Genomic DNA, 21,453 nt, shown 5'->3' with positions numbered 1-21,453 from the left:
TGGTAGACTCGACACGGCGCCTGTCCCCGGACAGGCGCCGTGTTGTCGTTTCAAGCAGTCGTCAATTCTCCAGAGCCAGTAACCATGAGTGATCAGATCTACGCCCAGCGTCCCGAACTGGACCTCCAGACCGCGGCCCTCAAGATACCGCCGCACTCCATTGAAGCCGAGCAGGCGGTCCTCGGCGGGGTGATGCTGGATAACACCGCATGGGAACGGGTAGCGGAGCTGGTCAGCGACTCGGACTTCTATCGCCATGATCATCGGCTCATCTTCCGTGGGCTGGTAAGCCTCGCCTCGCGTGACCAGCCTATCGATGTGGTGACCGTCGCCGAAGAACTCGACCGGGAAGGACTCATCGACCAGGTCGGCGGGCTCGCCTATCTGGGCCAGCTGGCCAAGAACACGCCCTCGGCAGCGAATATCGGCGCCTATGCGCAGATCATCCGCGAGCGGGCCACCATGCGTCAGCTGATCAGTGTCAGCACCGAGATCACCGACACGGCCTTCAACCCCCAGGGGATGCAGCCCAGCGAGGTGCTGGACGAGGCCGAGCGCAAGATCTTCGCGATCGCGGAAAGCCGACCCAAGACCGGCGGTCCCGAGTCGGTCAACAGCCTGCTGACCAAGGCCATCGACCGTATCGATACGCTGTTCAACAGCGAGGGCTCCATCACCGGTCTTTCCACCGGTTTCACCGATCTGGACAACATGACCTCCGGGCTGCAGCCGGCGGACCTGATCATCGTCGCCGGACGCCCCTCCATGGGCAAGACCACCTTCGCCATGAACCTGGTGGAGAACGCGGTGATGAACAACGACAAGGCCGTGCTGGTGTTCTCCCTGGAGATGCCCGGCGAGTCGCTGATCATGCGGATGCTGTCTTCGCTGGGGCGCATCGACCAGACCAAGGTGCGCTCCGGACGGCTGGATGACGAGGACTGGCCGCGGCTGACCTCCGCCGTGAACCTGCTCAATGACAAGAAGCTGTTCATTGATGACACCGCCGGATTGTCGCCCATGGAAATGCGTGCCCGGGCGCGGCGGGTGGTGCGCGAGCACGGCGACCTGTCGCTGATCATGATCGACTACCTGCAGCTGATGCGCATAGGCGGTGCAGCCTCCGAGAACCGGACCAACGAGATCTCCGAGATCTCCCGCTCGCTCAAGGCCCTGGCCAAGGAATTCAACGTGCCGGTGGTGGCACTTTCGCAGCTCAACCGCTCGCTGGAGCAACGGCCGAACAAGCGGCCGATCAACTCTGACCTGCGTGAATCCGGTGCCATCGAGCAGGACGCCGACGTCATCATGTTCGTCTACCGGGATGAGGTCTATCACCCGGATACTCAGGACAAGGGCATTGCCGAACTGATTATCGGCAAGCAGCGGAACGGCCCGATCGGCACCTGCCGGATGGCCTTCTTGGGCAAATACACACGATTTGAAAACCTCGCGCCCGGTACGTACCAGGGCTACGGGGAGGAGTAACTCATGGCGTTAAGCATGCCCAGGGCCCGAGCCCTGTTCGATTATCCCCGTTACTGGGCCGAGTGCTTCGGCGAAGCACCTTTCCTGCCGATGAGTCGCGAGGAGATGGACCTGCTGGGCTGGGACAGCTGCGACGTCATCATCGTTACCGGTGACTCCTACGTGGACCACCCATCCTTCGGCATGGCGATCATCGGCCGCGTGCTGGAAGCCCAGGGTTTTCGCGTGGGCATCATCAGTCAGCCGGACTGGCACAGCAAGGATGACTTCATGAAGCTGGGGAGGCCGAACCTGTTCTTCGGTGTAGCCGCCGGCAACATGGACTCGATGATCAACCGCTACACGGCCGACCGCAAGATCCGCTCCGATGACGCCTACACCGCCGGCGGCAAGGCCGGCAAGCGCCCGGACCGCGCCAGCGTGCCCTACGCCCAGCGGTGTCGCGAGGCCTACAAGGATGTACCGATCATCCTCGGTGGCATCGAGGCGTCGCTGCGCCGCATCGCCCACTATGACTACTGGCAGGACAAGGTGCGGCCGTCGCTGCTGATCAACACCAAGGCCGATCTGCTGTTGTACGGCAATGCCGAGCGTGCAGTGGTAGAAGTCGCCCACCGCCTGGCCAACGGCGAGCCGGTCACCCAGCTCACCGACATTCGCGGCACGGCGTTCATGCGTCGCGACACCCCCGAGGGCTGGTTCGAGCTGGATTCCACCCGGGTGGACCGCCCGGGCCGGGTGGACAAGATCCTCAACCCCTACGTCAACACTCAGGACGCGGCGGCCTGCGCGGTGGAGCAGTCCAAAGCCGAGCCGGCGGCGCAGGGTGAAGCGGATGACGGCGTGCAGGTGCTGGAGCTGCTGCCCAACCCGCGTATCGCGCGTGATCGCACCGTGATTCGCCTGCCGTCCTATGAAAAGGTACGCAACGACCCGGTGCTGTACGCCCACGCCAACCGCGTGCTGCATCTGGAAACCAACCCGGGTAACGCCCGCGCGCTGGTGCAGCGCCATGGCGAACGGGACGTGTGGTTCAACCCGCCGCCCGTGCCCCTGAGCACCGAGGAGATGGATTACGTATTCGGGCTGCCCTATGCCCGCGTACCACACCCTTCCTATGGCGACGCGAAGATTCCCGCCTACGACATGATCCGCTTCTCGGTGAACATCATGCGCGGCTGCTTCGGTGGCTGCACCTTCTGCTCGATCACCGAGCATGAGGGGCGCATCATCCAGAGCCGCTCCCATGAGTCCATCCTCAGCGAGATCGAAGCGATGCGCGACGTGCCGGGCTTTACCGGTACGGTCTCGGATCTGGGCGGGCCGACCGCCAACATGTACCGGCTGGCATGCAAGAGCCCTGAAATCGAGGCCTCCTGCCGCAAGCCGTCCTGCGTCTGGCCGGGCATCTGCGAGAACCTGAATACCGACCACTCCTCGCTTATCGGCCTGTACCGCAAGGCACGGGAACTGCCGGGCGTGAAGCGGGTGCTGATTGCCTCCGGGCTGCGCTACGACCTGGCGGTGCGTTCACCGGAATACGTCAAGGAGCTGGTTACTCACCACGTGGGCGGCTACCTGAAGATCGCTCCGGAGCACACCGAGGAAGGGCCGCTGTCGAAGATGATGAAGCCCGGCATCGGCAGCTACGACAGTTTCAAGAAGATGTTCGACAAGTTCAGCAAGGAAGCGGGCAAGGAGCAGTACCTGATCCCGTATTTCATCGCCGCCCATCCGGGCACCACCGATGAGGACATGATGAACCTGGCGCTCTGGCTCAAGCGCAACGGCTTCCGTGCCGATCAGGTGCAGGCGTTCTATCCGTCCCCGATGGCCACGGCCACGGCCATGTACCATTCGGGCAAGAACCCGCTGCGCAAGGTGGATTACAAGAGCGAGGCGGTGGGTACCGTCAAGGGTGAGCGTCAGCGCCGTCTGCACAAGGCCTTCCTGCGCTATCACGATGCGAAGAACTGGCCGCTGCTGCGCGAGGCGCTGACCGAGATGGGCCGTGCGGACCTGATCGGTAACAGCAAGCATCATCTGATCCCGACCTGGCAGCCGGCGGTGGAGGGCGGGCAGTCGCGTGGAGCGGGGCGGCCAGGCAAGGGAGGTGGACGTCTGCTGACCCAGCATACCGGCCTGCCGCCCCGGGACAACGGTGCTGCCAGGCGTCGCAAGCCGCGCAGTACCAGTCGCCCGGCGCGCTGAGCGCCATGCTCCTATGGCGGCCATTGAGAAACTTCAATGGCCGCTGCGGCCTCGCTGCGCCACCATGGCCGCATCGCAACAGGAGGAGCACCCATGAGCACATCGAGCCTGGTACAGACCGTACTGGCCAGTCTGGCCGCCGCGAGTAGCGGAACCGATATTTCCACTGCGGCGGCAATGACCTCGTAGGGGCTGTCAGGGCGTACGCTGGGCCTTCCAGTAGTCGAGCAGTGACCTGAGCTGATTCAGATCCACCGGTTTGGCCATGTGGCCATTCATCCCGCAGAGGCGTGCGCGCTCCCGGTGTTCGGGGAGGATGTGCGCGGTCAGGGCAATGATGGGCACCGCCGCCAGCCCGTGCTGCTGCTCCCACTCGCGGATGTGCTCGACGGCGGTGAAGCCATCCATCCCATGCATCTCGCAATCCATGAGTACCAGGTCATAGGCCCTCTGCTGTACGGCGAGTACCGCCTGCTGGCCGTCACTGACCGTGTCGCAGGCCACCTTCAGTTTCGACAGCATGCCCTTGATCACCCGGGTGGACACTGCATTGTCTTCGGCGACCAGCACGCGGAAGTCTTCCTCGCCCTCATCCGGGGTGGCTTCGTCGCGGACGATCGAGCGGCTGCGCTGGCTGTGCTGCAACCACTCGTCGATCAGGGTCGAGCGCAGCGTGTAGCCGGAGACCGGCTTGTTCAGCACCCGGCGGATACCCGCATTGCGCGCCACGATACGGCTCGGCAACTGGTTGACGCCACTGAGCATGATGATCAGCAGGTCCTCGCCGATCAGCGGATCGTCCTTGATCTTGCTTGCCAGCTCCAGGCCGCTCATGCCGGGCATTGACTGGTCGACCAGCAGTATCTCGAAGGGCGTGTTGAGGTTGGCCTGGGCCCGCAGCATCGCCAGTGCCTCGCGCCCGCTGGAAGCCGTGCGCGGCGCCATGTTCCAGGCGCTGGCCTGCTGCTGCAGTACCTTGCGGCAGGTTTCGTTGTCATCGACGATCAGTATGTTGCGATCCACCAGACAGCGGCCCTGAAGGTCCGCTTCTACCGGGCTGTCGACGAAGTCGGCGGGCAGCAGTACCCACACGGCGTTGCCCTGTTCGGAGGATTCCTTGATTCCCACCTGGCCGCGCATCATGCGCACCAGCTGCTGCGCGACATACAGTGAGAGCTGGCCCTGACGTTCCAGCATGTCCACCAGCAGCCCGCTGGGCACGAAGGGGTCCAGCAGGCTGTTGCGGCATTCTTCGCTGATCGGTTGGCCGGTATCCTGCACAACGAAACGCACCAGCGGGGTCGCGTCGGCCTGCTTTTCCAGTGCTGTCACCAGCAGGATCTCGCCCTCGGCAGTATTCTGGCAGGCCTGGCCCAGCAGGCTGGTCAGCACCTGGCGCAGTCGAGCCGGGTCGCCTTCCATCATCCTGGGTACATCCGGATGGATGAAGCTGATCAACTCCACCGGTTTCTGGGTGAGACGGTGGCGGCAACCTTCCAAGCAGTCATCAATCAGAGAATGAAGGTCGAAGCGCAGCTGCTCCAGGGTCAGCCTGCCGGCCTCCAGCCGGGACATATCGAGGATGTCGTTGATCAGCCCCAGCAGGTCATTGCCCGAGCTGTGGATGGTCGCGACGTAATCCCGCTGCTTGGCGGACAGCGCCGTGTCCAGCAGCAACTCGGACATGCCCAGCACGCCGTTCATCGGAGTACGGATCTCATGGCTGATACGGGCCAGAAAGCGGGCCCGGGCGCGCCGCTGCTCGAGAAAGGCAGTTTCAGCATGCTGCTGGCGGACGCGCTCCAGGGCAGCCAGCTGCTGACGGCGGAAAAGTCCCCATGAGTAACACATCACCGCGCCCCAGAGCAGTATTTCGGAGATGTGCTGAACCAGCCCATGGGGCGTGCGGCCGATCAGATATTCGAGCAGCCAGCTGGCCGCCAGCAACAGCGTCGCCAGGCCGAGCAGCGGCTCGAAACGCTCCCGCTGCAGCAGCGTCAACCCCAGCAGAGCCAGCATCCACAGGGGCAGCGCTATGCGCATTGCGGTCAGGATCGGTTGCACGGTGGCCGGCTGGGTAATGCCGATGATGATCAGCAGCGCCCCGGCCAGCAGCAAGCCGATGCGCTCGGCCCGCCCGCCGCTGGTGCCGGGCGCCGGCATGGCCCCATGCAGTGCGGTGGCGAGCAGGACGAAACCGGCCAGCCGCAGCAGACTGCCGGTCTGGCCATGCAGGAATGCCCAGTTATGCAGTGCCCAGCCGACGCCACTGAGGCCACTGAGCGCGAACAGCACTGCGGACAGGCCCACCAGCAGATGCAGCGGTTGCCGGCGCACAGCGCCGAGCACGATGGCCGCCAGCGCCGTACTCAGGAGCAGGCCCACCAGCATGCCTTGCAGCGCCTGATGGCGGATATGGATGCGTTAGATCTCGCTCAGCGGAACCATGCTCAGGTGGCTGCTGATCGGGTAATCGTTCTGCAGCCGGATCAGCAGCTTCTTGCCCTGGGTGTCGGTCACGTTGATCGGGAAGGCGAAGCCGCCGTGGGGCAGGGGGATACTGGTGTGGGGGTCAGCCAGGCCGCCGGAATAGCTTACGCGCAGAAAATCGTCCTGCAGCAGATAGACGTTGATCCGCGCAATGCTCGGGTTATGCAGTTCCAGCAGATAGGTGGTGGGGTGTTCCAGCGGAACGCTGGCCCAGATGGCGGCGCCGTCGCCGGGCAGCTTGATGCTGCCTTCGGTGCTGGGGACGAACAGATTGGCGTAGCGGTTGGACAGGATGTCGTTGAGGGTAAGCTGACCGGTGGTGTCGACAAAGGTCTGGTAACCGCCGGTCGAGCCGACAGCCATCGCCGGGCCGGAGCCGATCATCAGGCTCAGCACCGCCAGGCCGCCCAGCAGCAATCCGAGAATGCGACTCTTCACCTTGTTCATCCTGTCCCTGGTCAATCGGGCTTTATTCTGCGCAGGGGGGATGCCGAGCGCAAGACTGGCCGGATGACATCCTGTCCCCCGGCCGATCCCGTCAGGATTCGCGCGCTATCGCCCGGTAGCCGATATCCGAGCGGTAGAAGCAGCCCTCCCAGCTTATTTTCCGGGCCAGCGCATAGGCGCCCTGCTGGGCCGCGGCCACCGTGTCCCCCAGTGCCGTGGCGCACAGTACACGCCCTCCCTGGGTGACCACCTTGCCGTCACGCAGGCCTGTTCCGGCATGGAATACCTTGCCATCGTCGCTGGTGGCCTCGTCCAGGCCATTGATAACGTCGCCCTTGCGGTAATCACCGGGGTAGCCGCCGGCCGCCAGCACCACGCCCAGGCTCGGGCGCGGGTCCCATTGCGCTTCGGTCTGGTCCAGCCGACCGTCCAGTGCGGCCTCGACCAGCTCGACCAGGCTGCTCTGCAGGCGCAGCAGGATGGGCTGGGTTTCCGGATCGCCGAAGCGGCAGTTGAATTCGATGACTCTGGGCGCGCCGCTGCTGTCAATCATCAGTCCGGCGTACAGAAAGCCGGTGTAGATGTTGCCCTCGGCGGCCATGCCGCGCACGGTGGGCCAGATCACCTCGTCCATCACCCGCTGGTGCACCGCATCGGTGACCACCGGGGCAGGGGAGTAGGCGCCCATACCGCCGGTATTGGGGCCGGTATCGCCGTCGCCGACGCGCTTGTGGTCCTGGCTGGTGGCCATGGGCAGCACGTTCTCGCCATCGACCATGACGATGAAACTGGCTTCCTCGCCCTCCAGGAAATCCTCGATCACCACCCGCGAGCCGGCATCGCCGAAGGCGTTGCCGGAGAGCATGTCGGTCACCGCCGCTTCGGCTTCCTCCAGGGTCATGGCGACAATCACGCCTTTCCCGGCAGCCAGGCCGTCGGCCTTGATCACGATGGGCGCACCCTTTTCCCGCAGGTAGGCCAGTGCCGGCTCGACCTCGGTGAAGTTGGCATACCCGGCAGTCGGGATGCGATGGCGGGCGAGGAAGTCCTTGGTGAAGGCCTTGGAGCCTTCCAGCTGGGCGGCTCCGGCGGTGGGTCCGTAGCATCTGAGTCCGCGCTTGCGGAACAGATCGACCACGCCGGCCACCAGCGGTGCTTCCGGCCCGACGATGGTCAGTGCGACATTGGCCGCGGCGAAATCAGCCAGTTTGTCCAGTTCGAGCACATCGATGGCCACGTTCTCGCACTTGGCTTCGGTTGCCGTACCGGCATTGCCCGGCGCCACGAACACCTTCTCGACGCGTGCATCCTGCGCCACTTTCCATGCCAGGGCGTGCTCGCGCCCGCCACTGCCGATAATCAGAACATTCATCTTCAATCCTCAGAATCGCTGGCCAGACCGTCAGTGACGGAAGTGGCGCATGCCGGTAAACACCATGGCGATGTCCGCCTCGTCAGCGGCCGCAATCACCTCGTCATCACGGATCGAGCCGCCCGGCTGGATCACGGCACGGATCCCTGCTGCCGCGGCATTGTCGATGCCGTCACGGAACGGGAAGAAGGCGTCGGAGGCCATGACCGCCCCGGCTACCTGGAGCCCCGCATGTTCGGCCTTGATGGCAGCGATGCGGGCAGAGTTGACCCGGCTCATCTGGCCGGCGCCGACGCCGATGGTCTGGCGGTTGCTGGCGTAGACAATGGCATTGGACTTGACGAACTTGGCCACCTTCCAGGCGAAGATCAGATCATGTATCTCCTGCTCGGTCGGCGCGCGGCGGGTTACCACCTTGAGGTCTGCCTCGGTGATCATGCCGGTATCGCGGCTCTGTACCAGCAGCCCGCCATTGACCCGCTTGTAGTCCAGATCCTGCACCCGCTCGGCGGGCCACTGACCGCACTCCAGCAGCCGTACGTTGGCCTTGGCAGCCACCACCTCGCGCGCCTCGGCACTGACGCTGGGGGCAATGATGACCTCGACGAACTGGCGCTCGACGATGGCGCTGGCGGTAGCGGCGTCCAGTTCGCGGTTGAAGGCGATGATGCCGCCGAAGGCGGATTCGCTGTCGGTGGCGAACGCCAGATCATAGGCCTTGCGGATGCCTCCGTCCTCTTCGGGTACCACGGCGACGCCGCAGGGGTTGGCATGCTTGACGATGACGCAGGCCGGCTTGCTGAAGCTCTTCACACACTCCAGCGCCGCATCGGTATCGGCCACGTTGTTGTAGGACAGCTCCTTGCCCTGCAGCTGAACGGCGGTGGCAATGCAGGCCTCGGCTGGCTGCGCCTCGCGGTAGAAAGCTGCGCTCTGGTGCGGGTTCTCACCGTAGCGCATGTCCTGCGCCTTGATGAACTGACTGTTGAAGGTGCGGGGGAAGGCCGCGCGGCCTTCGGTGCTGAGGGTGTCCCGGGTCTGGTCGATGGTGCCCAGATAATTGGCGATCATGCCGTCGTAGGCGGCGGTGTGTTCGAAGGCCTTCAGCGCCAGGTCGAAGCGCTGGGCATAGGTGAGACCGCCTTCGGCCAGATTCGCCAGCACGCTGTCGTAGTCACTGGCGTTGACCACAATGGCAACGTCCCTGTGATTCTTGGCAGCGGAGCGCACCATGGTCGGGCCGCCGATGTCGATGTTCTCGATGGCATCGGGCAGCGTGCAATCGGCACGGGCCACGGTGGCCGCGAAGGGATAGAGATTGACCACCACCATGTCGATGGGATCGATGCCGTGCTCGGCCATCACTGCGCCGTCCCGGTCACGGCGGCCGAGAATGCCGCCGTGGATCTTCGGATGCAGCGTCTTGACCCGCCCGTCCATCATTTCGGGGAAGCCGGTGTAATCGGCCACTTCCACGGCGTCGATACCGTTATCCCGCAGCAGCTTGTAGGTACCGCCGGTAGAGAGAATTTCCACTCCCCGGGCGCTGAGTTCACGGGAAAAATCGACGATACCGGTCTTGTCGGAAACGCTGATCAGCGCGCGACGTACCGGCAGGCGGGTGCTTTGGTCGGTCATCTTGGGTCCATATCAGGTAGGTGGTTGATTTGTTCAGAGCAGGCCGTACTGCTTCAGCTTCTTGCGCAGCGTGCCGCGGTTGAGGCCGAGGACCTCGGACGCCCGGGTCTGATTGCCGCGTACGTAATCCATGACGCTTTCCAGCAGCGGGGCCTCCACCTCTGCCAGCACCATGTTGTACACGTCGGTCACGTCCTGGCCATCCAGGTGCTCGAAGTAGTTTCTCAGCGCAAGCTCGACGCTGTCGCGCAGGGTCTGCGGGGTGGCCAGCGCGTCGCTGGGGGTGACGGACAGGTCTGGGTCGGTGGTCTCGGTCACGGTCAGGTTTCCGTCGTTCAAGGGTGGTGTAATCTGGTTCATGCCGCGAGGCCTCCCTGCAACAGGCGGTCGAAGAATGTCTGAATGGCCTGACGCTGTTCGGCGGCGCATTCAATGCGGTTGAAGCGTCGGCGAAACTCCTCTGCGCCCGGCATCGACCGCAGTTGCCAGCCGACATGCTTGCGGGCGATCCGCATCCCCTGCTCGGCACCGTAGAATTCCAGCAGCGCCTGGTGGTGCTGCAGCAACAGGTCACGCTGCCAACTCAGGCCGGGCTCGGGCAGCCGCTCGCCATGGCGCAGATAATGGTCTATTTCACGGAAGATCCAGGGGCGCCCCTGGGCCGCGCGACCGATCATCACCGCATCGGCACCGGTGTAGTCCAGCACCTGCCGGGCCTTTTCCGGCGAGTCGATATCGCCATTGGCGAAGAGGGGAATGCTGATGGCCTGGCGGATCTGCGCGATGGTGTCATATTCGGCCTCGCCGGTATACAGCTCGCTGCGGGTGCGGCCATGGACAGCCAGGGCCTGGATGCCGCTCTGCTCGGCAATGCGCGCAATACGCACGCCGTTGCGATTGGCCGGATCCCAGCCGGTACGGATCTTCAGGGTAACCGGAATGTCCACCGCCGCCACCACCGCCTCGAGGATGGCAGCCACCAGCGGCTCGTCACGCAGCAGGGCAGACCCGGCCGCCTTGTTGCAGACCTTCTTCGCCGGGCAGCCCATGTTGATGTCGATGATCTGCGCGCCGTTGTCACGGTTCATCCGCGCCGCTTCGGCCATCATCTGCGGATCACCGCCGGCAATCTGCACCGAGCGTGGCCCGGGCTCGCCGGTATGATCGAGGCGCTGGCGTGACTTGCGGCTGTTCCACAGGCGGGTATCACTGGTGACCATCTCCGACACCACCAGCCCGGCGCCCAGTTCCCGGCACATGCGCCGGAAGGGGCGGTCCGTCACGCCCGCCATGGGGGCGAGGATGACGCGACTGGACAATTGATGGGGGCCAATGTTGATCACTGCTGGTCTATCCCTGTACTCGGCGGTCAATGATATATGCCCCGGAACTGCAGGCACGTTCGGGCAGGGTCAGAAAAGGTGAAGAGGGCCGCCATCATACCCGCTCCTGATGACCATATAAAGTCTGCCTGGCTGATATTTGACCAACTGCTCAGGGGCTCTGGAACTCAAGCCGGTAGCTGCGGGCCTGGGGACCCGGGTCGAGCATGCTCAGTCCCACGTGAATCGGCGTCTGCGGCGGCATCAGCTCAACGCCGGCCAGTTCACCGGAAAGGTATTCCTCCGGCCGGAAGCGCCGGTTGGCCACAGGCCTGCCGCTGCTGTCGGCAAACTGCATGTCCAGTACCGGAAAGGGCTGTTCGAAGTCGGCCCGGTTATACAGGATGACGTCGATGGCCAGCGCATTGGGAAATTCGGGATGCGGGCGCACCAGCAGGTTGGTGCTGCGGATGCGGCTGATGTCCACCCGTGCCGGCAGCTCGCAGGGGGCCAGCAGGCAGAGATTCTCCAGCAGCGGGCGGGTGGCCTGATCCCGGGCCAGCGCGTCGAAATTGTAGATCAGATACTGCAGCGGCAAGGCCAGCAGGGCGAGCAGCGCCAGGCCGGTCCATACCCACGAAGGGGGCCGTCGGCGGGGTGTACCGGCCGCCAGTAGCTCCTCTTCCAGCAGCTCCAGGCCCAGTGGGGTAAGCGGTGGTTCCGGTCGCGCAGAATCCCCCGGCAGCATCATGTCGGAAGAGCGGGAGGCCTGCGCAGGTTGCGAGACAGCCGGCTCGGTGGGAGCGGTCTCGGCGGCAGGCCGGGCAGGCGAATCCGCCGCCTCGGTCTCCGCGTCTGTTACGGGAGCCGGTGCCTGCGGCTGTTTTTCAGCCGGGGCGGGCTGGTCGCGCTGGAAAATGCCCTTGTCGGTATATCCCTCGTCCGCCGGCTCCGGCAGGGGGAGGCCGACCCGCTTGTGGTCGAAATCCGGACCGAAGTCCTGGGCGGGCGGGGTGGCTATGAAGTCCTCATGCAGGTCGGCCAGTCCGGGGGATGCCGGTTCGTCGTCCTCCACGCTGGGCAGCTGTGCCGCAGGGTTCACCTCATCGATGATTGACTCGTCCAGACCCAGGGCAGCGAGATCGGGCTCGTCGAGATCATCGTGCAACAGACTGTCCTGCATCGGGGCTGGAGCTGGCGGAGCGGGCCGTGGTCTGCTCGGCTCAGTGGCGGTGGCCGCCGTCTGCTGCGGCGGCTCCGATCGCGGTGTGGGGGCCGCGGGCTGGAGTGCGGCGGCGGCATCGGCGGCGTGGAAGACTTCCAGACAGGCGCCGCAGCGCACATGGCCCCCAGCCACGCTCAACTGCTCCGGGGTCAGCCGGAACCGTGTCTGACAATGGGGGCATTGGGTGACCAGCAGCTCGCTCATGCCGTGACCGGATCCTTCAGTCGATTATCTGGGTGAACGGTGCCGGGTATTGTGCACGCAAGCGCATCACTTCGCCATGGTCCTGCGGGTGCCGCTGACACGGATCCAGCCATCCTTGTCCGCCACGGGATCAAGCTCGAAGGCGTCCCGGTAGGCGGCGAGAATGTCCTCGGTCTGCTCGGCGAGGATGCCGGACAGGGCGATGCGCCCGCCGGGTCTGACCAGCGCGGCGAGCTGCGGGGCCAGGCTGACCAGCGGCCCGGCGAGAATGTTGGCCACCAGCACGTCGGCCGGTTCACCGGGCATGTCCTCGGGCAGATACAGCGCCAGGCGCTCGTCTGCCAACTGATTGCGCCGGGCATTGTCCCGTGACGCTTCCAGCGCCTGAGGGTCAATGTCAGTACCCACTACGCTGTCGGCACCCAGCAGCAGGGCGGCAATCGCCAGAATCCCCGAGCCGCAGCCGAAATCGATCACCTGTTGACCCTGGAGCGGCTGGCCATCCAGCCATTCCAGGCACAACGCCGTGGTCGGGTGGGTGCCGGTACCGAAGGCCAGACCGGGGTCCAGCAGCAGGTTGACCGCATCGGGCTCGGGCGCCTCGTGCCAGCTGGGCACAATCCACAGCCGCTGACCGAAGCGCATGGGGCTGAAGTTGTCCATCCAGCTGCGCTCCCAGTCCTGATCGGCAATATCCTCGAACTGGTATTCGGGCAGCGGCACCTGCCAGAGCTGCTGAAGCTGGTCGATCAGCGGCTGGCGCTCGGTGTCCGACTCGAACAGCGCAAGAAGATGGGTGTGCTGCCACAGCGGGGTGGTGCCCAGGTCCGGCTCGAAGATGGGTTGGTCCTCGGCGTCCATGAAAGTAACCGAAACAGCGCCCAGTCCCAGAAGCAGGTCCTCCATGGGCTCGGCTTGGTCGGGGGTGATGGCTAGACGCAGTTGCAACCAGGACATGGGGGCCTCGCAGGCGGAATCAAGAGGGGGCCAAGCTTACTTGACGCGCGGCGGTGCTGCCAGTGGCGGCGCGCACACGTTCCAGCCCCCGGCACGCCAGATGCGCGGTTCCTGCGCCCAGCATACCTGGCAGCAGCAGGTTCAGGACCGGTATGCAGGCAATCGGCAGCATCATCAGGCTGAACAGCAGCATGCTCATGCGCTGCTGCGCAATCAGCTGGTGCATCTCGGCACCATTCGCGACATCGTACAGGGCCCATGGCACCAGGCTGCGAATATTCAGATAGGCCAGCAGGCCCAGCAAGACCAGAAAGTTGATTCCCGGTATGCACAGCCCGATCACGATCACAGCTGTGGTTTTCCAGGAGCGCTTTGCTTCGCCGAGGCGCTGGTCTTCGATGGTCGGACCAGGTTGCTGGAGATGAGGGTAGCGTTTCCGTGCCTGGCCATGAACCAGGGCGCCCCGAGCAGCGTGCAGGATTACGTGGATACCGAGCAGCACAAGCAGTGGAAAGAGCAATACCAGCATGATCGTTGCTAACGCCACGATATAGACGGCCACGCCGAGGAACAGGGGATAGATGAAAACCACACTGGCAAGCGATGCCATGCCGGCGGCCGAAGAGGTTCCAGCGAACATGGCGGTCGCGGCGACGAAGAAGCTGCCGCCGGTGACAATATAAGCGGCCAGCAGGCCTGACAGCAGGACAAGACTGTCGAAGTGTGCAAAGTACAGCCAGGTGACGCCAGCGAACACAAGCAGGCAGAGCATGCAGGAGCGCACCACTATTGTGGGTCGCAGGCTATCGCGCAGTGCGAGCCCGAGACATTGCACAGATTCCCTGAGTGCGCTGCGCAGTCCCAGCGAAGCTAAAGAGAAAGACATTGGCCATTCCTTGAGCAAAAAAAGGGGGGCTTCCAAGCCCCCCTGTGGGTTCTAGCTGATACCCAGCTTCTTCTCCAGGTAGTGGATGTTCACACCACCCTTGCAGAAGCCCTCATCACGGACCAGCTCGCGGTGCAGTGGCGTATTGGTCTTGATGCCGTCGACCACCAGCTCGTCCAGCGCATTGCGCATGCGCATCAGCGCTTCGTCGCGGGTGGCGCCGTAGGTGATCAGCTTGCCGATCAGCGAGTCGTAGTTCGGCGGTACCTTGTAGCCGCTGTACAGGTGCGAGTCGACCCGCACACCATTGCCGCCCGGCGCGTGGAAGAAACTGACCGTACCCGGGCTGGGCAGGAAGCTGGTCGGGTCTTCGGCGTTGATCCGGCATTCGATGGAGTGGCCGCGAATCACCACGTCTTCCTGTTTGAGGCTCAGCGGCAGGCCGCCACATACCTTGATCTGGTGCTTGACGATATCGATACCGGTGACCATTTCCGAAATCGGGTGCTCCACCTGGATCCGGGTGTTCATCTCGATGAAGAAGAACTGGCCATCCTCGTAGAGAAACTCGAAGGTGCCGGCACCGCGATAACCCAGGTCGATACATGCCTGCACGCAGCGGGCCTGCACCTCGGCGCGGGCCTTCTCGTCGATACCCGGCGCGGGGGCCTCTTCGATGATCTTCTGGTGGCGGCGCTGCAGGGAGCAGTCGCGGTCGCCGAGATGGATGGCGTTGCCCTGACCATCGGACAGCACCTGGATCTCCACGTGACGCGGGTTGGTCAGGTACTTTTCCAGGTAGACCACCGGGTTGCCGAAGGCGGCACCGGCTTCGGTGCGGGTCAGGCGGATCGACTTGATCAGATCCTCTTCCTTGTGCACCACGCGCATGCCGCGACCACCACCGCCACCGGAGGCCTTGATGATCACCGGATAGCCGACGCGACGGCCGATCTTCAGGCATTCCTGCTCGTCGTCGGGCAGTGGGCCGTCGGAGCCGGGCACAGTGGGTACACCGGTCTTCTTCATGGCTTCGATGGCCGACACCTTGTCGCCCATCAGGCGGATCACGTCGGCACTGGGGCCGATGAAGGTGAAGCCGGAGCGCTCGATCTGCTCGGCAAAATCGGCGTTTTCCGCAAGGAAGCCGTAGCCGGGGTGGATCGCATCGGCACCGGTGACTTCAGCGGCGCTGATGATGCGCGGAATGTTCAGGTAAGAATCGGTAGCAATCGCCGGCCCGATGCAGACGGTTTCGTCAGCCATGGCCAGGTGCATGAGTTCGCGGTCGGCGGTGGAGTGCACCGCCACGGTCTTCAACCCCAGCTCCTTGCAGGCGCGGATCACGCGCAGTGCAATTTCACCGCGGTTGGCAATCAGTACTTTCTGCATCGCAGCCTCCGGGTCGGGCTCAGGCGATGCTGAACAGGGGTTGATCGAATTCGACCGGCTGGCCGTTGTCCACCAGTACAGCCTGGATCACGCCGCTCTTGTCGGCTTCGATGTGGTTCATCATCTTCATGGCTTCAACGATGCACAGTACGTCGCCGGCCTTGACGGTCTGGCCCACTTCCACGAAGGCAGGGGACTCAGGGGACGGCGAGCGGTAGAAGGTGCCGACCATGGGCGAGCGTACCAGGTGGCCGGAAGGCTCAGCGGGTGCAGCGGGCTCGGCAGGCGCGGCGGCCGGGGCGGCGGCAGGTGCCGGTGCGGCCGCAACCGGAGCCGGCGCCTGATAGTACTGCTGCGGCGCGGCAGCCTGCTGGCTGTGGCGGCTGATCCGTACGGATTCTTCGCCTTCGTGAATCTCCAGCTCGTCGATACCGGATTCTTCAAGCAGTTCGATGAGTTTCTTTACTTTGCGGATATCCATTGATACTTGCGCTCCAGGGCAATTTTCAGTGTTTCAGTTCTGTTCAATACGTTGCACGGCGGCCCGCAGGGCCAGGGCATAGCCCTCGGCGCCCAGTCCGCAGATCACTCCTTCGGCGATGTCCGAGAAATAGGAGCGATGGCGAAACGGTTCACGCTTGTACACGTTGGAAAGATGCACTTCGATGAATGGGATGCTCACCGCCAGCAACGCGTCACGTATTGCAACGCTGGTATGCGTGAAGGCGGCCGGGTTGATGATGATGAAGCCGGTACCGTCGTCCCGCGCGGCGTGGATGCGGTCGATCAGCTGATGCTCGGCATTGGACTGCAGGGTATCCAGCCGGTGGCCGGCCTGCCGCGCCTCGCTGGCGAGGCGAGCATTGATCTGCTCCAGTGTGACTGCGCCATAGACACCGGGTTCACGGGTGCCAAGCAGGTTCAGGTTGGGTCCGTGAAGAACCAGGATTCGGGCCATTGCACTTTTCCGCGGCGGTGGTTGGCGATTGACTCTGCGGTCAGGAATGAGGGCAGAGTTTGCCGGAATAGAAAACGGCTGTCCAGAACCAGTCGAATGTCACCAGATCACCGCACGATGGCCGGGTTTTTCTGAAAGTTGCGCGGAAAGGTCAGTTTCCGCCGAGGGCCGTCTGCATATGGCGAACGAACACTTCCCGGGATACTTCCCCCTGGATACGCAGATCCGCCAGTTCTTTTCCGTCCCCGGCAATGAACAGGAAAGCCGGCGGGCCGAACAGCTGCTGCTCCGTCATCCACGCCCGCTGGGCCGGGGTATTGTCGGTGACATCCAGCTGAACCCGGATGAAATCATCCAGACCGGCACTGCGCACGCTCGGCTGATTCAGAATGTCACGCTCCATGATCTTGCAGCTGATGCACCAGTCCGCGGACAGCTCGACAATGGCCGGCCTGCCCTGATCGCGCGCTTCGGCAAGCTGCCGGCGCAGTTCGGTGGGGTCGGTGGTTCTGTTGAAGTAGTCGCTGCTGCCGGTCGCCATTACGCTGCCGCCGCCGACGCTGAGGCCCTGGAGCGGGCGCAGCGGGTCGGCGCCGCCGGCAAGCGCGCCGAACAGCGTGGCAGCGGAGTAGAAGGCCAGCAGCAGGGCGGCGGTCTGGGCAATCCGGCCCAGCCCCTGTCGCGGCTGCCGGTCGAACAGGCCGAGCTGTACCGCCGCGCCGGCGGCCAGCGCACTCCACAGGGCCAGGCTGGCCGGGCCGGGAATGATCCGTTCCAGCAGCCAGATGGCGACTGCCAGCAGTCCGAAGCCGAAGGCCTGCTTCACGCTGTTGAGCCAGGGGCCGGAGCGGGGCAGCAGGGCATTGCCGAACATGGCGACAATGATCAGCGGCACGCCCATGCCCAGCGCCAGTGCAAACAGCTGCACGGCGCCGCCGAGCGCATCGCCGGTGGTGCTGATGTAAACCAGCGCACCCGCCAGGGGTGCGGAGATGCAAGGCGACACCACCAGCGACGACAGCACGCCCATGGCTGCAGCGCCGGGAATCGAGCCGCCACGGGTCCGGCTGCCGAGCCTTTCCACCGGATCGCGGATGAAAGCCGGCAGGCGCAGATTGAATACATCGAACATCGCCAGGGCGAAGATCACGAAGAACACCGAAAAGGTGATCAGTACCCAGGGCGATTGCAGGCGTGCCTGCAGATTAAGCGCTGCGCCGAACAGCCCGATCAGCGCGCCGACCAGCGCGAAGGTCAGTGCCATGCCCAGTACATAGCTGAGTGACAGCAGGAAGGCGCGGCTGCGGTCGATATCGCTGCGACCCAGCACCATGCTGGTGAGGATGGGCACCATGGGCAGTACGCAGGGGGTGAAGGTCAATGCCAGCCCGGCGGCGAACAGCAGCAGCGCCGACCACCAGAAAGCGGCGCCGGCATCAGCCCCTTCGCCGGCATCGCTGGCGCCCGCGCCGGGGCCGCTATCCAGATCCAGCAGCTGGACTTCCGGCGGATAGCACAGGCCGGCATCCGCGCAGCCCTGATATTCGATGCGCAGCTGGCGCGCCGGCGCGTTGCCCGGTGTGATGTCCAGTTGCACGCTCAGGCTGTTGTAATACACCTCCACATCACCGAAGAACTCGTCGGTGATGGCCTTGCCGTCCGGCAGATGAACCTGGCTGATGCTGTCGTCGCCCCCCACCAGCTCGAAGCCGAGGCGGTGACGATACAGGTAATATTCGGGGGCGATGTCGAACTGCAGCTGGATGCGGTCGCGCTGGGCGTCCACGATCCCGTAGCGGAAGGCCTCATGGACCGGGAGAAACGTCGCGGTGCTGCCCACCCCGCCGAGCAGAGAGCCCGCGCCGCCGCCCGCCGACAGCGGCAGCTGGGCCAGAGCGGTATTGCAGAACAGCAGGAATGTCAGCAGCAGAAAGCGGTAGAGCGGCATGGGCGTATCCGAAATGGGCATAGCGGTATCATAGTGGTTGGTCGCGCGAATACCAGAGCCAGACGGCGATTGCGCAGCGCCATGTTGTCACAGGACATGACCGCTCCGATTCAGTGAATAGGTGCTTAAATGGTATGCTTGGCAGTCCATGAAAGGGGAGTGGCGATGAGATTATCCGAGAGGTTTCCACGGTTCAGGGGCAACCGGAGCCGTTCGACGGACGGCACCGGCAGCGGCGGCACCATCGGCAGGGTCATTGGCCTGATTCTGCTCGTCTATCTGCTGATATGTCTGCTGGTGGGCTGGTACTGGAGCCAGGAGCCGGACCTGGATGAACTCAATGTGTTGCCGGTCGGCGCCGGGCAGGAGCTGACCACCGGCTCGCATACCGCACGTACTCTGCACTCCCTGGTCGCCGTGCTGCTGGATAAGCCCGGTGGGTTCATCAGTAATGACATCGCGCCGCCCGGCATCTGGCTGGACAACATGCCCAGCTGGGAATTCGGCGTGCTGGTGCAGGTGCGGGACATGACGCGCGCCATGCGCCGTGACATGGCACGCTCGCAGTCCCAGTCCACCGAGGATCCGGATCTCGCCAAGGCGGAACCGCTGTTCCATTTTGACCACAACAGCTGGGCGCTGCCTGCCAGCGAGCGGGAATACCGCACCGGGCTCAGGCTTCTGGGAAATTACATCACCCGTCTGGAGAGCGGCAATGCCAGCTTCTATGCACGGGCGGACAATCTGGCTGGCTGGATCGGTGATGCCAGCACTCGCATGGGCTCGCTGTCACAACGGCTGTCTGCCAGCGTGGCCCGCGTGCCGCTGACCGATGGCGGCCGCGAGCGCAAACGCACGCCCTGGATGGAGATCGACAACGTCTTCTACGAAGCCCGTGGCAGTGCCTGGGCCATGGTGCATCTGCTGCGTGCGGTGGAGAGGGATTATGCCGATGTGCTGGCCAACAAGAACGCGCTGGTCAGCCTGCGGCAGATCATCCGCGAGCTGGAAGCAACCCAGGCGCCGATGTGGAGCCCGGTGATTCTCAATGGCGGCGGCTTCGGCATCTTCGCCAACCATTCGCTGGTCATGGCCAACTATCTGTCCCGTGCCAATGCCGGGCTGATCGATCTGCGCCGGCTGCTGGAGCAGGGTTAGGGCATGAGCAAGCGTCAGACAGGTTTCGGCGGCCTTGGTGGGCTGGTCTTTTCCACCGACAGCGGCCGCATGTGTCCCGAGTGCCGCCAACCCCAGGCCGAATGCAGCTGCGGCGAACCGCAGCCGCCGGCGGGTGATGGCGTTGCCCGAATCCGTCGGGAAACCAAGGGGCGCGGCGGCAAGACAGTCACCACCATCAGCGGCCTGGCGCTGCCCGCCGCCGAGCTGAAAGCGCTGGCCAAGCGCATCAAGGCCCGCTGCGGCTGCGGCGGCTCGGTAGTCGACGGCGTGATCGAGATTCAGGGCGACCGGGCGGACATGCTCTGCGAGTGGCTTGCCGCCGAGGGATTCAAGACCAGAAGAGCCGGCGGCTGATGTCGTGACGGCGGTTCTCTTTCCGTGACGCTGTCCGGGCTCTTCGCGGCGGCTCGCCACAGGCCGACCCATCGTCAGGTGTGGGGCCTGGCGACGCCGATGATCCTTTCCAACATCAGTGTGCCGCTGGTCGGGCTGGTGGATACCGCCGTGGTCGGCCACCTGGATGGTGCCCACTATCTCGGCGGGGTGGCGGTGGGCGCCACGCTGATCACCTTCATACTCTGGGCCGCGGGCTTCCTGCGGATGGGCACCACCGGTTTCGCGGCCCAGGCCTGTGGCGCCCGGGATGGCAACCGTCTGCGGCTGGTGCTGCTGCAGGCACTGTGGCTGGCCGTGCTGCTGGCGCTGCTGGTGTGGCTGGTCAACGAGCCGTTGCTGCGCGCCGCACTGCATTTCATCGACAGCAGCGAGGCGCTGCTGGAACAGGCACGCATCTACTTCAACATCCGGCTTGTCAGCCTGCCTGCGGCGCTGGGCAACTTCGTTCTCATTGGCTGGTTCATCGGCGCGCAGCGTGGACGGGCGCCGCTGTTCATGCTGCTCACCGCCAACCTCACCAACATCGCCCTCGACGTGCTGTTCGTGGTGGTGCTGGGCTGGGGCGTGGCCGGCGCGGCCTGGGCCACCGTGGTGGGCGATTACGCCGGTCTGCTGCTCGGCCTCTGGCTGCTGCGCCCGGTGCTGGTGCGTTATCCGGGGGTGATGGCCTGGGGGGACGCCCTGCGCCTGCGCGGTGCCGCGCCCCTGTTGCGGGTCAACCGGGACATCCTGATCCGCACTCTGGCGCTGGAACTGGTGTTCTACCTGCTGGTGCTCCAGGGCGCGCGGATGGGCGACTCGGTGGTGGCCGCCAATGCGGTACTGCTGAACTTCCTGATGATCACCTCCCACGGTCTGGATGGCCTGGCCCACGCTGTCGAGGCGCTCGGCGGCCACGCGCTGGGCCAGCGCAACCGCCAGGCGCTGAAGCGGGTGCTGGTGGTGAGCACCTTCTGGTCGCTGGTGGTGGGGGCAGGCTTCGTGCTGACATTCAACCTGTTCGGCGACTGGATCATCAGCCTGCTGACCTCGGTGGAGTCTATCCGCGACGTCGCCTCTACCTACCTGCCGTGGATGGCCTGGATGCCCCTGGTGGCGGTGTGGAGCTATCTGCTGGACGGGCTGTTCATCGGTGCGACCCGGGCCCGCGCCATGCGCAACGCGATGTTGCTGGCAGTGCTGTTCATCTACGTGCCCGCGGCCTGGCTGCTGCAGGGAGCCGGCAACCACGGCGTGTGGCTGGGCTTCTACCTGTTCATGCTGGCCCGCGGCGTACTGCTCGGCGGCTGGTTCGTCTGGCTGTGGCGGCGTGACCGCTGGATGCATCCGCCGGTTTGAGG

At 64.5% G+C, this 21,453-nt stretch carries 18 protein-coding genes; 5 read left to right on the top strand and 13 right to left on the bottom strand.

What is annotated here, in order from left to right:
• Window positions 1–84 precede the first annotated feature (84 nt).
• Complete coding sequence (gene dnaB / locus IEW63_RS07800) at window positions 85–1,488, top strand: replicative DNA helicase (RefSeq protein WP_188636034.1); 1,404 nt, start codon at window positions 85–87, stop codon at window positions 1,486–1,488.
• Between the two features lie 15 nt (window positions 1,489–1,503).
• The gene (locus tag IEW63_RS07795; protein ID WP_188636083.1) at window positions 1,504–3,699 is read left to right on the top strand and encodes a YgiQ family radical SAM protein; all 2,196 of its coding nucleotides are present in this window, start codon (window positions 1,504–1,506) and stop codon (window positions 3,697–3,699) included.
• Between the two features lie 195 nt (window positions 3,700–3,894).
• On the opposite strand, the gene IEW63_RS07790 is transcribed toward IEW63_RS07795, so the two are convergent.
• From IEW63_RS07790 to dsbD, 13 genes are all read right to left on the bottom strand, one after another.
• Complete coding sequence (locus tag IEW63_RS07790; protein ID WP_188636033.1) at window positions 3,895–6,084, bottom strand: response regulator; 2,190 nt, start codon at window positions 6,082–6,084, stop codon at window positions 3,895–3,897.
• A gap of 39 nt (window positions 6,085–6,123) precedes the next feature.
• A complete protein-coding gene (locus tag IEW63_RS07785) occupies window positions 6,124–6,627 on the bottom strand; it encodes a 7TMR-DISMED2 domain-containing protein (protein ID WP_188636032.1) in 504 nt (167 codons plus the stop codon).
• A gap of 100 nt (window positions 6,628–6,727) precedes the next feature.
• Window positions 6,728–8,008, bottom strand: coding sequence for a phosphoribosylamine--glycine ligase (purD, locus tag IEW63_RS07780; RefSeq protein ID WP_188636031.1), 1,281 nt, complete (start codon window positions 8,006–8,008; stop codon window positions 6,728–6,730).
• Between the two features lie 30 nt (window positions 8,009–8,038).
• Window positions 8,039–9,646 (bottom strand): bifunctional phosphoribosylaminoimidazolecarboxamide formyltransferase/IMP cyclohydrolase, encoded by a 1,608-nt coding sequence (purH, locus tag IEW63_RS07775; protein WP_188636030.1) that lies wholly within the window; start codon window positions 9,644–9,646, stop codon window positions 8,039–8,041.
• Window positions 9,647–9,679: 33 nt separating this feature from the next.
• A complete protein-coding gene (fis, locus tag IEW63_RS07770; protein WP_188636029.1) occupies window positions 9,680–10,006 on the bottom strand; it encodes a DNA-binding transcriptional regulator Fis in 327 nt (108 codons plus the stop codon).
• Window positions 10,003–10,989, bottom strand: a complete 987-nt coding sequence (dusB, locus tag IEW63_RS07765) for a tRNA dihydrouridine synthase DusB (RefSeq protein WP_188636028.1) — start codon at window positions 10,987–10,989, stop codon at window positions 10,003–10,005. The genes fis and dusB overlap by 4 nt, the downstream gene beginning before the upstream one ends.
• Window positions 10,990–11,140: 151 nt before the next feature.
• The gene (locus IEW63_RS07760) at window positions 11,141–12,397 is read right to left on the bottom strand and encodes a DUF3426 domain-containing protein (RefSeq protein ID WP_188636027.1); all 1,257 of its coding nucleotides are present in this window, start codon (window positions 12,395–12,397) and stop codon (window positions 11,141–11,143) included.
• 66 nt (window positions 12,398–12,463) lie between these two features.
• Complete coding sequence (prmA, locus tag IEW63_RS07755; protein ID WP_188636026.1) at window positions 12,464–13,354, bottom strand: 50S ribosomal protein L11 methyltransferase; 891 nt, start codon at window positions 13,352–13,354, stop codon at window positions 12,464–12,466.
• Between the two features lie 19 nt (window positions 13,355–13,373).
• Window positions 13,374–14,276, bottom strand: coding sequence for a hypothetical protein (locus tag IEW63_RS07750; protein ID WP_188636025.1), 903 nt, complete (start codon window positions 14,274–14,276; stop codon window positions 13,374–13,376).
• A 15-nt stretch (window positions 14,277–14,291) separates the two neighbouring features.
• A complete protein-coding gene (gene accC, locus IEW63_RS07745) occupies window positions 14,292–15,632 on the bottom strand; it encodes an acetyl-CoA carboxylase biotin carboxylase subunit (RefSeq protein ID WP_188636024.1) in 1,341 nt (446 codons plus the stop codon).
• 19 nt (window positions 15,633–15,651) lie between these two features.
• Window positions 15,652–16,113: an acetyl-CoA carboxylase biotin carboxyl carrier protein gene (accB, locus tag IEW63_RS07740; RefSeq protein WP_188636023.1), complete on the bottom strand. Its 462-nt coding sequence runs from the start codon at window positions 16,111–16,113 to the stop codon at window positions 15,652–15,654.
• Between the two features lie 33 nt (window positions 16,114–16,146).
• Entirely contained in the window at window positions 16,147–16,590 is a 444-nt protein-coding gene (aroQ, locus tag IEW63_RS07735; protein ID WP_188636022.1) for a type II 3-dehydroquinate dehydratase, read from the bottom strand.
• Between the two features lie 151 nt (window positions 16,591–16,741).
• Complete coding sequence (gene dsbD / locus IEW63_RS07730; protein WP_188636021.1) at window positions 16,742–18,538, bottom strand: protein-disulfide reductase DsbD; 1,797 nt, start codon at window positions 18,536–18,538, stop codon at window positions 16,742–16,744.
• Window positions 18,539–18,703: 165 nt separating this feature from the next.
• Between dsbD and IEW63_RS07725 the strand changes: the two genes are divergently transcribed.
• From IEW63_RS07725 to IEW63_RS07715, 3 genes are read left to right on the top strand one after another with little or no spacing between them, the layout of a single operon-like run.
• Window positions 18,704–19,696 carry a DUF2333 family protein gene (locus IEW63_RS07725; RefSeq protein ID WP_188636020.1) on the top strand — a complete coding sequence of 331 codons (993 nt, stop codon included), beginning with the start codon at window positions 18,704–18,706 and terminating at the stop codon, window positions 19,694–19,696.
• Between the two features lie 3 nt (window positions 19,697–19,699).
• Complete coding sequence (locus IEW63_RS07720) at window positions 19,700–20,071, top strand: translation initiation factor Sui1 (protein WP_188636019.1); 372 nt, start codon at window positions 19,700–19,702, stop codon at window positions 20,069–20,071.
• A 30-nt stretch (window positions 20,072–20,101) separates the two neighbouring features.
• Complete coding sequence (locus IEW63_RS07715; RefSeq protein ID WP_188636082.1) at window positions 20,102–21,451, top strand: MATE family efflux transporter; 1,350 nt, start codon at window positions 20,102–20,104, stop codon at window positions 21,449–21,451.
• The last annotated feature ends 2 nt before the right edge of the window (window positions 21,452–21,453 follow it).

The sequence above is a fragment of the Halopseudomonas pertucinogena genome (assembly GCF_014646575.1).
Lineage (GTDB): Bacteria > Pseudomonadota > Gammaproteobacteria > Pseudomonadales > Pseudomonadaceae > Halopseudomonas > Halopseudomonas pertucinogena.
The sequence above is the reverse complement of the archived record's forward strand: the minus strand, read 5'-3'. Positions and strand labels throughout refer to the sequence as shown.

Excerpts from the sequence above, each read along its gene's own strand:
- dnaB (WP_188636034.1), top strand. The coding sequence starts at position 85 with ATGAGTGATCAGATCTACGCCCAGCGTCCCGAACTGGACCTCCAGACC.
- IEW63_RS07795 (WP_188636083.1), top strand. The coding sequence starts at position 1,504 with ATGCCCAGGGCCCGAGCCCTGTTCGATTATCCCCGTTACTGGGCCGAG.
- purD (WP_188636031.1), bottom strand. The coding sequence starts at position 8,008 with ATGAATGTTCTGATTATCGGCAGTGGCGGGCGCGAGCACGCCCTGGCA.
- purH (WP_188636030.1), bottom strand. The coding sequence starts at position 9,646 with ATGACCGACCAAAGCACCCGCCTGCCGGTACGTCGCGCGCTGATCAGC.
- fis (WP_188636029.1), bottom strand. The coding sequence starts at position 10,006 with ATGAACCAGATTACACCACCCTTGAACGACGGAAACCTGACCGTGACC.
- IEW63_RS07760 (WP_188636027.1), bottom strand. The coding sequence starts at position 12,397 with ATGAGCGAGCTGCTGGTCACCCAATGCCCCCATTGTCAGACACGGTTC.
- prmA (WP_188636026.1), bottom strand. The coding sequence starts at position 13,354 with ATGTCCTGGTTGCAACTGCGTCTAGCCATCACCCCCGACCAAGCCGAG.
- accC (WP_188636024.1), bottom strand. The coding sequence starts at position 15,632 with ATGCAGAAAGTACTGATTGCCAACCGCGGTGAAATTGCACTGCGCGTG.
- accB (WP_188636023.1), bottom strand. The coding sequence starts at position 16,113 with ATGGATATCCGCAAAGTAAAGAAACTCATCGAACTGCTTGAAGAATCC.
- aroQ (WP_188636022.1), bottom strand. The coding sequence starts at position 16,590 with ATGGCCCGAATCCTGGTTCTTCACGGACCCAACCTGAACCTGCTTGGC.
- dsbD (WP_188636021.1), bottom strand. The coding sequence starts at position 18,538 with ATGCCGCTCTACCGCTTTCTGCTGCTGACATTCCTGCTGTTCTGCAAT.
- IEW63_RS07725 (WP_188636020.1), top strand. The coding sequence starts at position 18,704 with ATGAGATTATCCGAGAGGTTTCCACGGTTCAGGGGCAACCGGAGCCGT.
- IEW63_RS07720 (WP_188636019.1), top strand. The coding sequence starts at position 19,700 with ATGAGCAAGCGTCAGACAGGTTTCGGCGGCCTTGGTGGGCTGGTCTTT.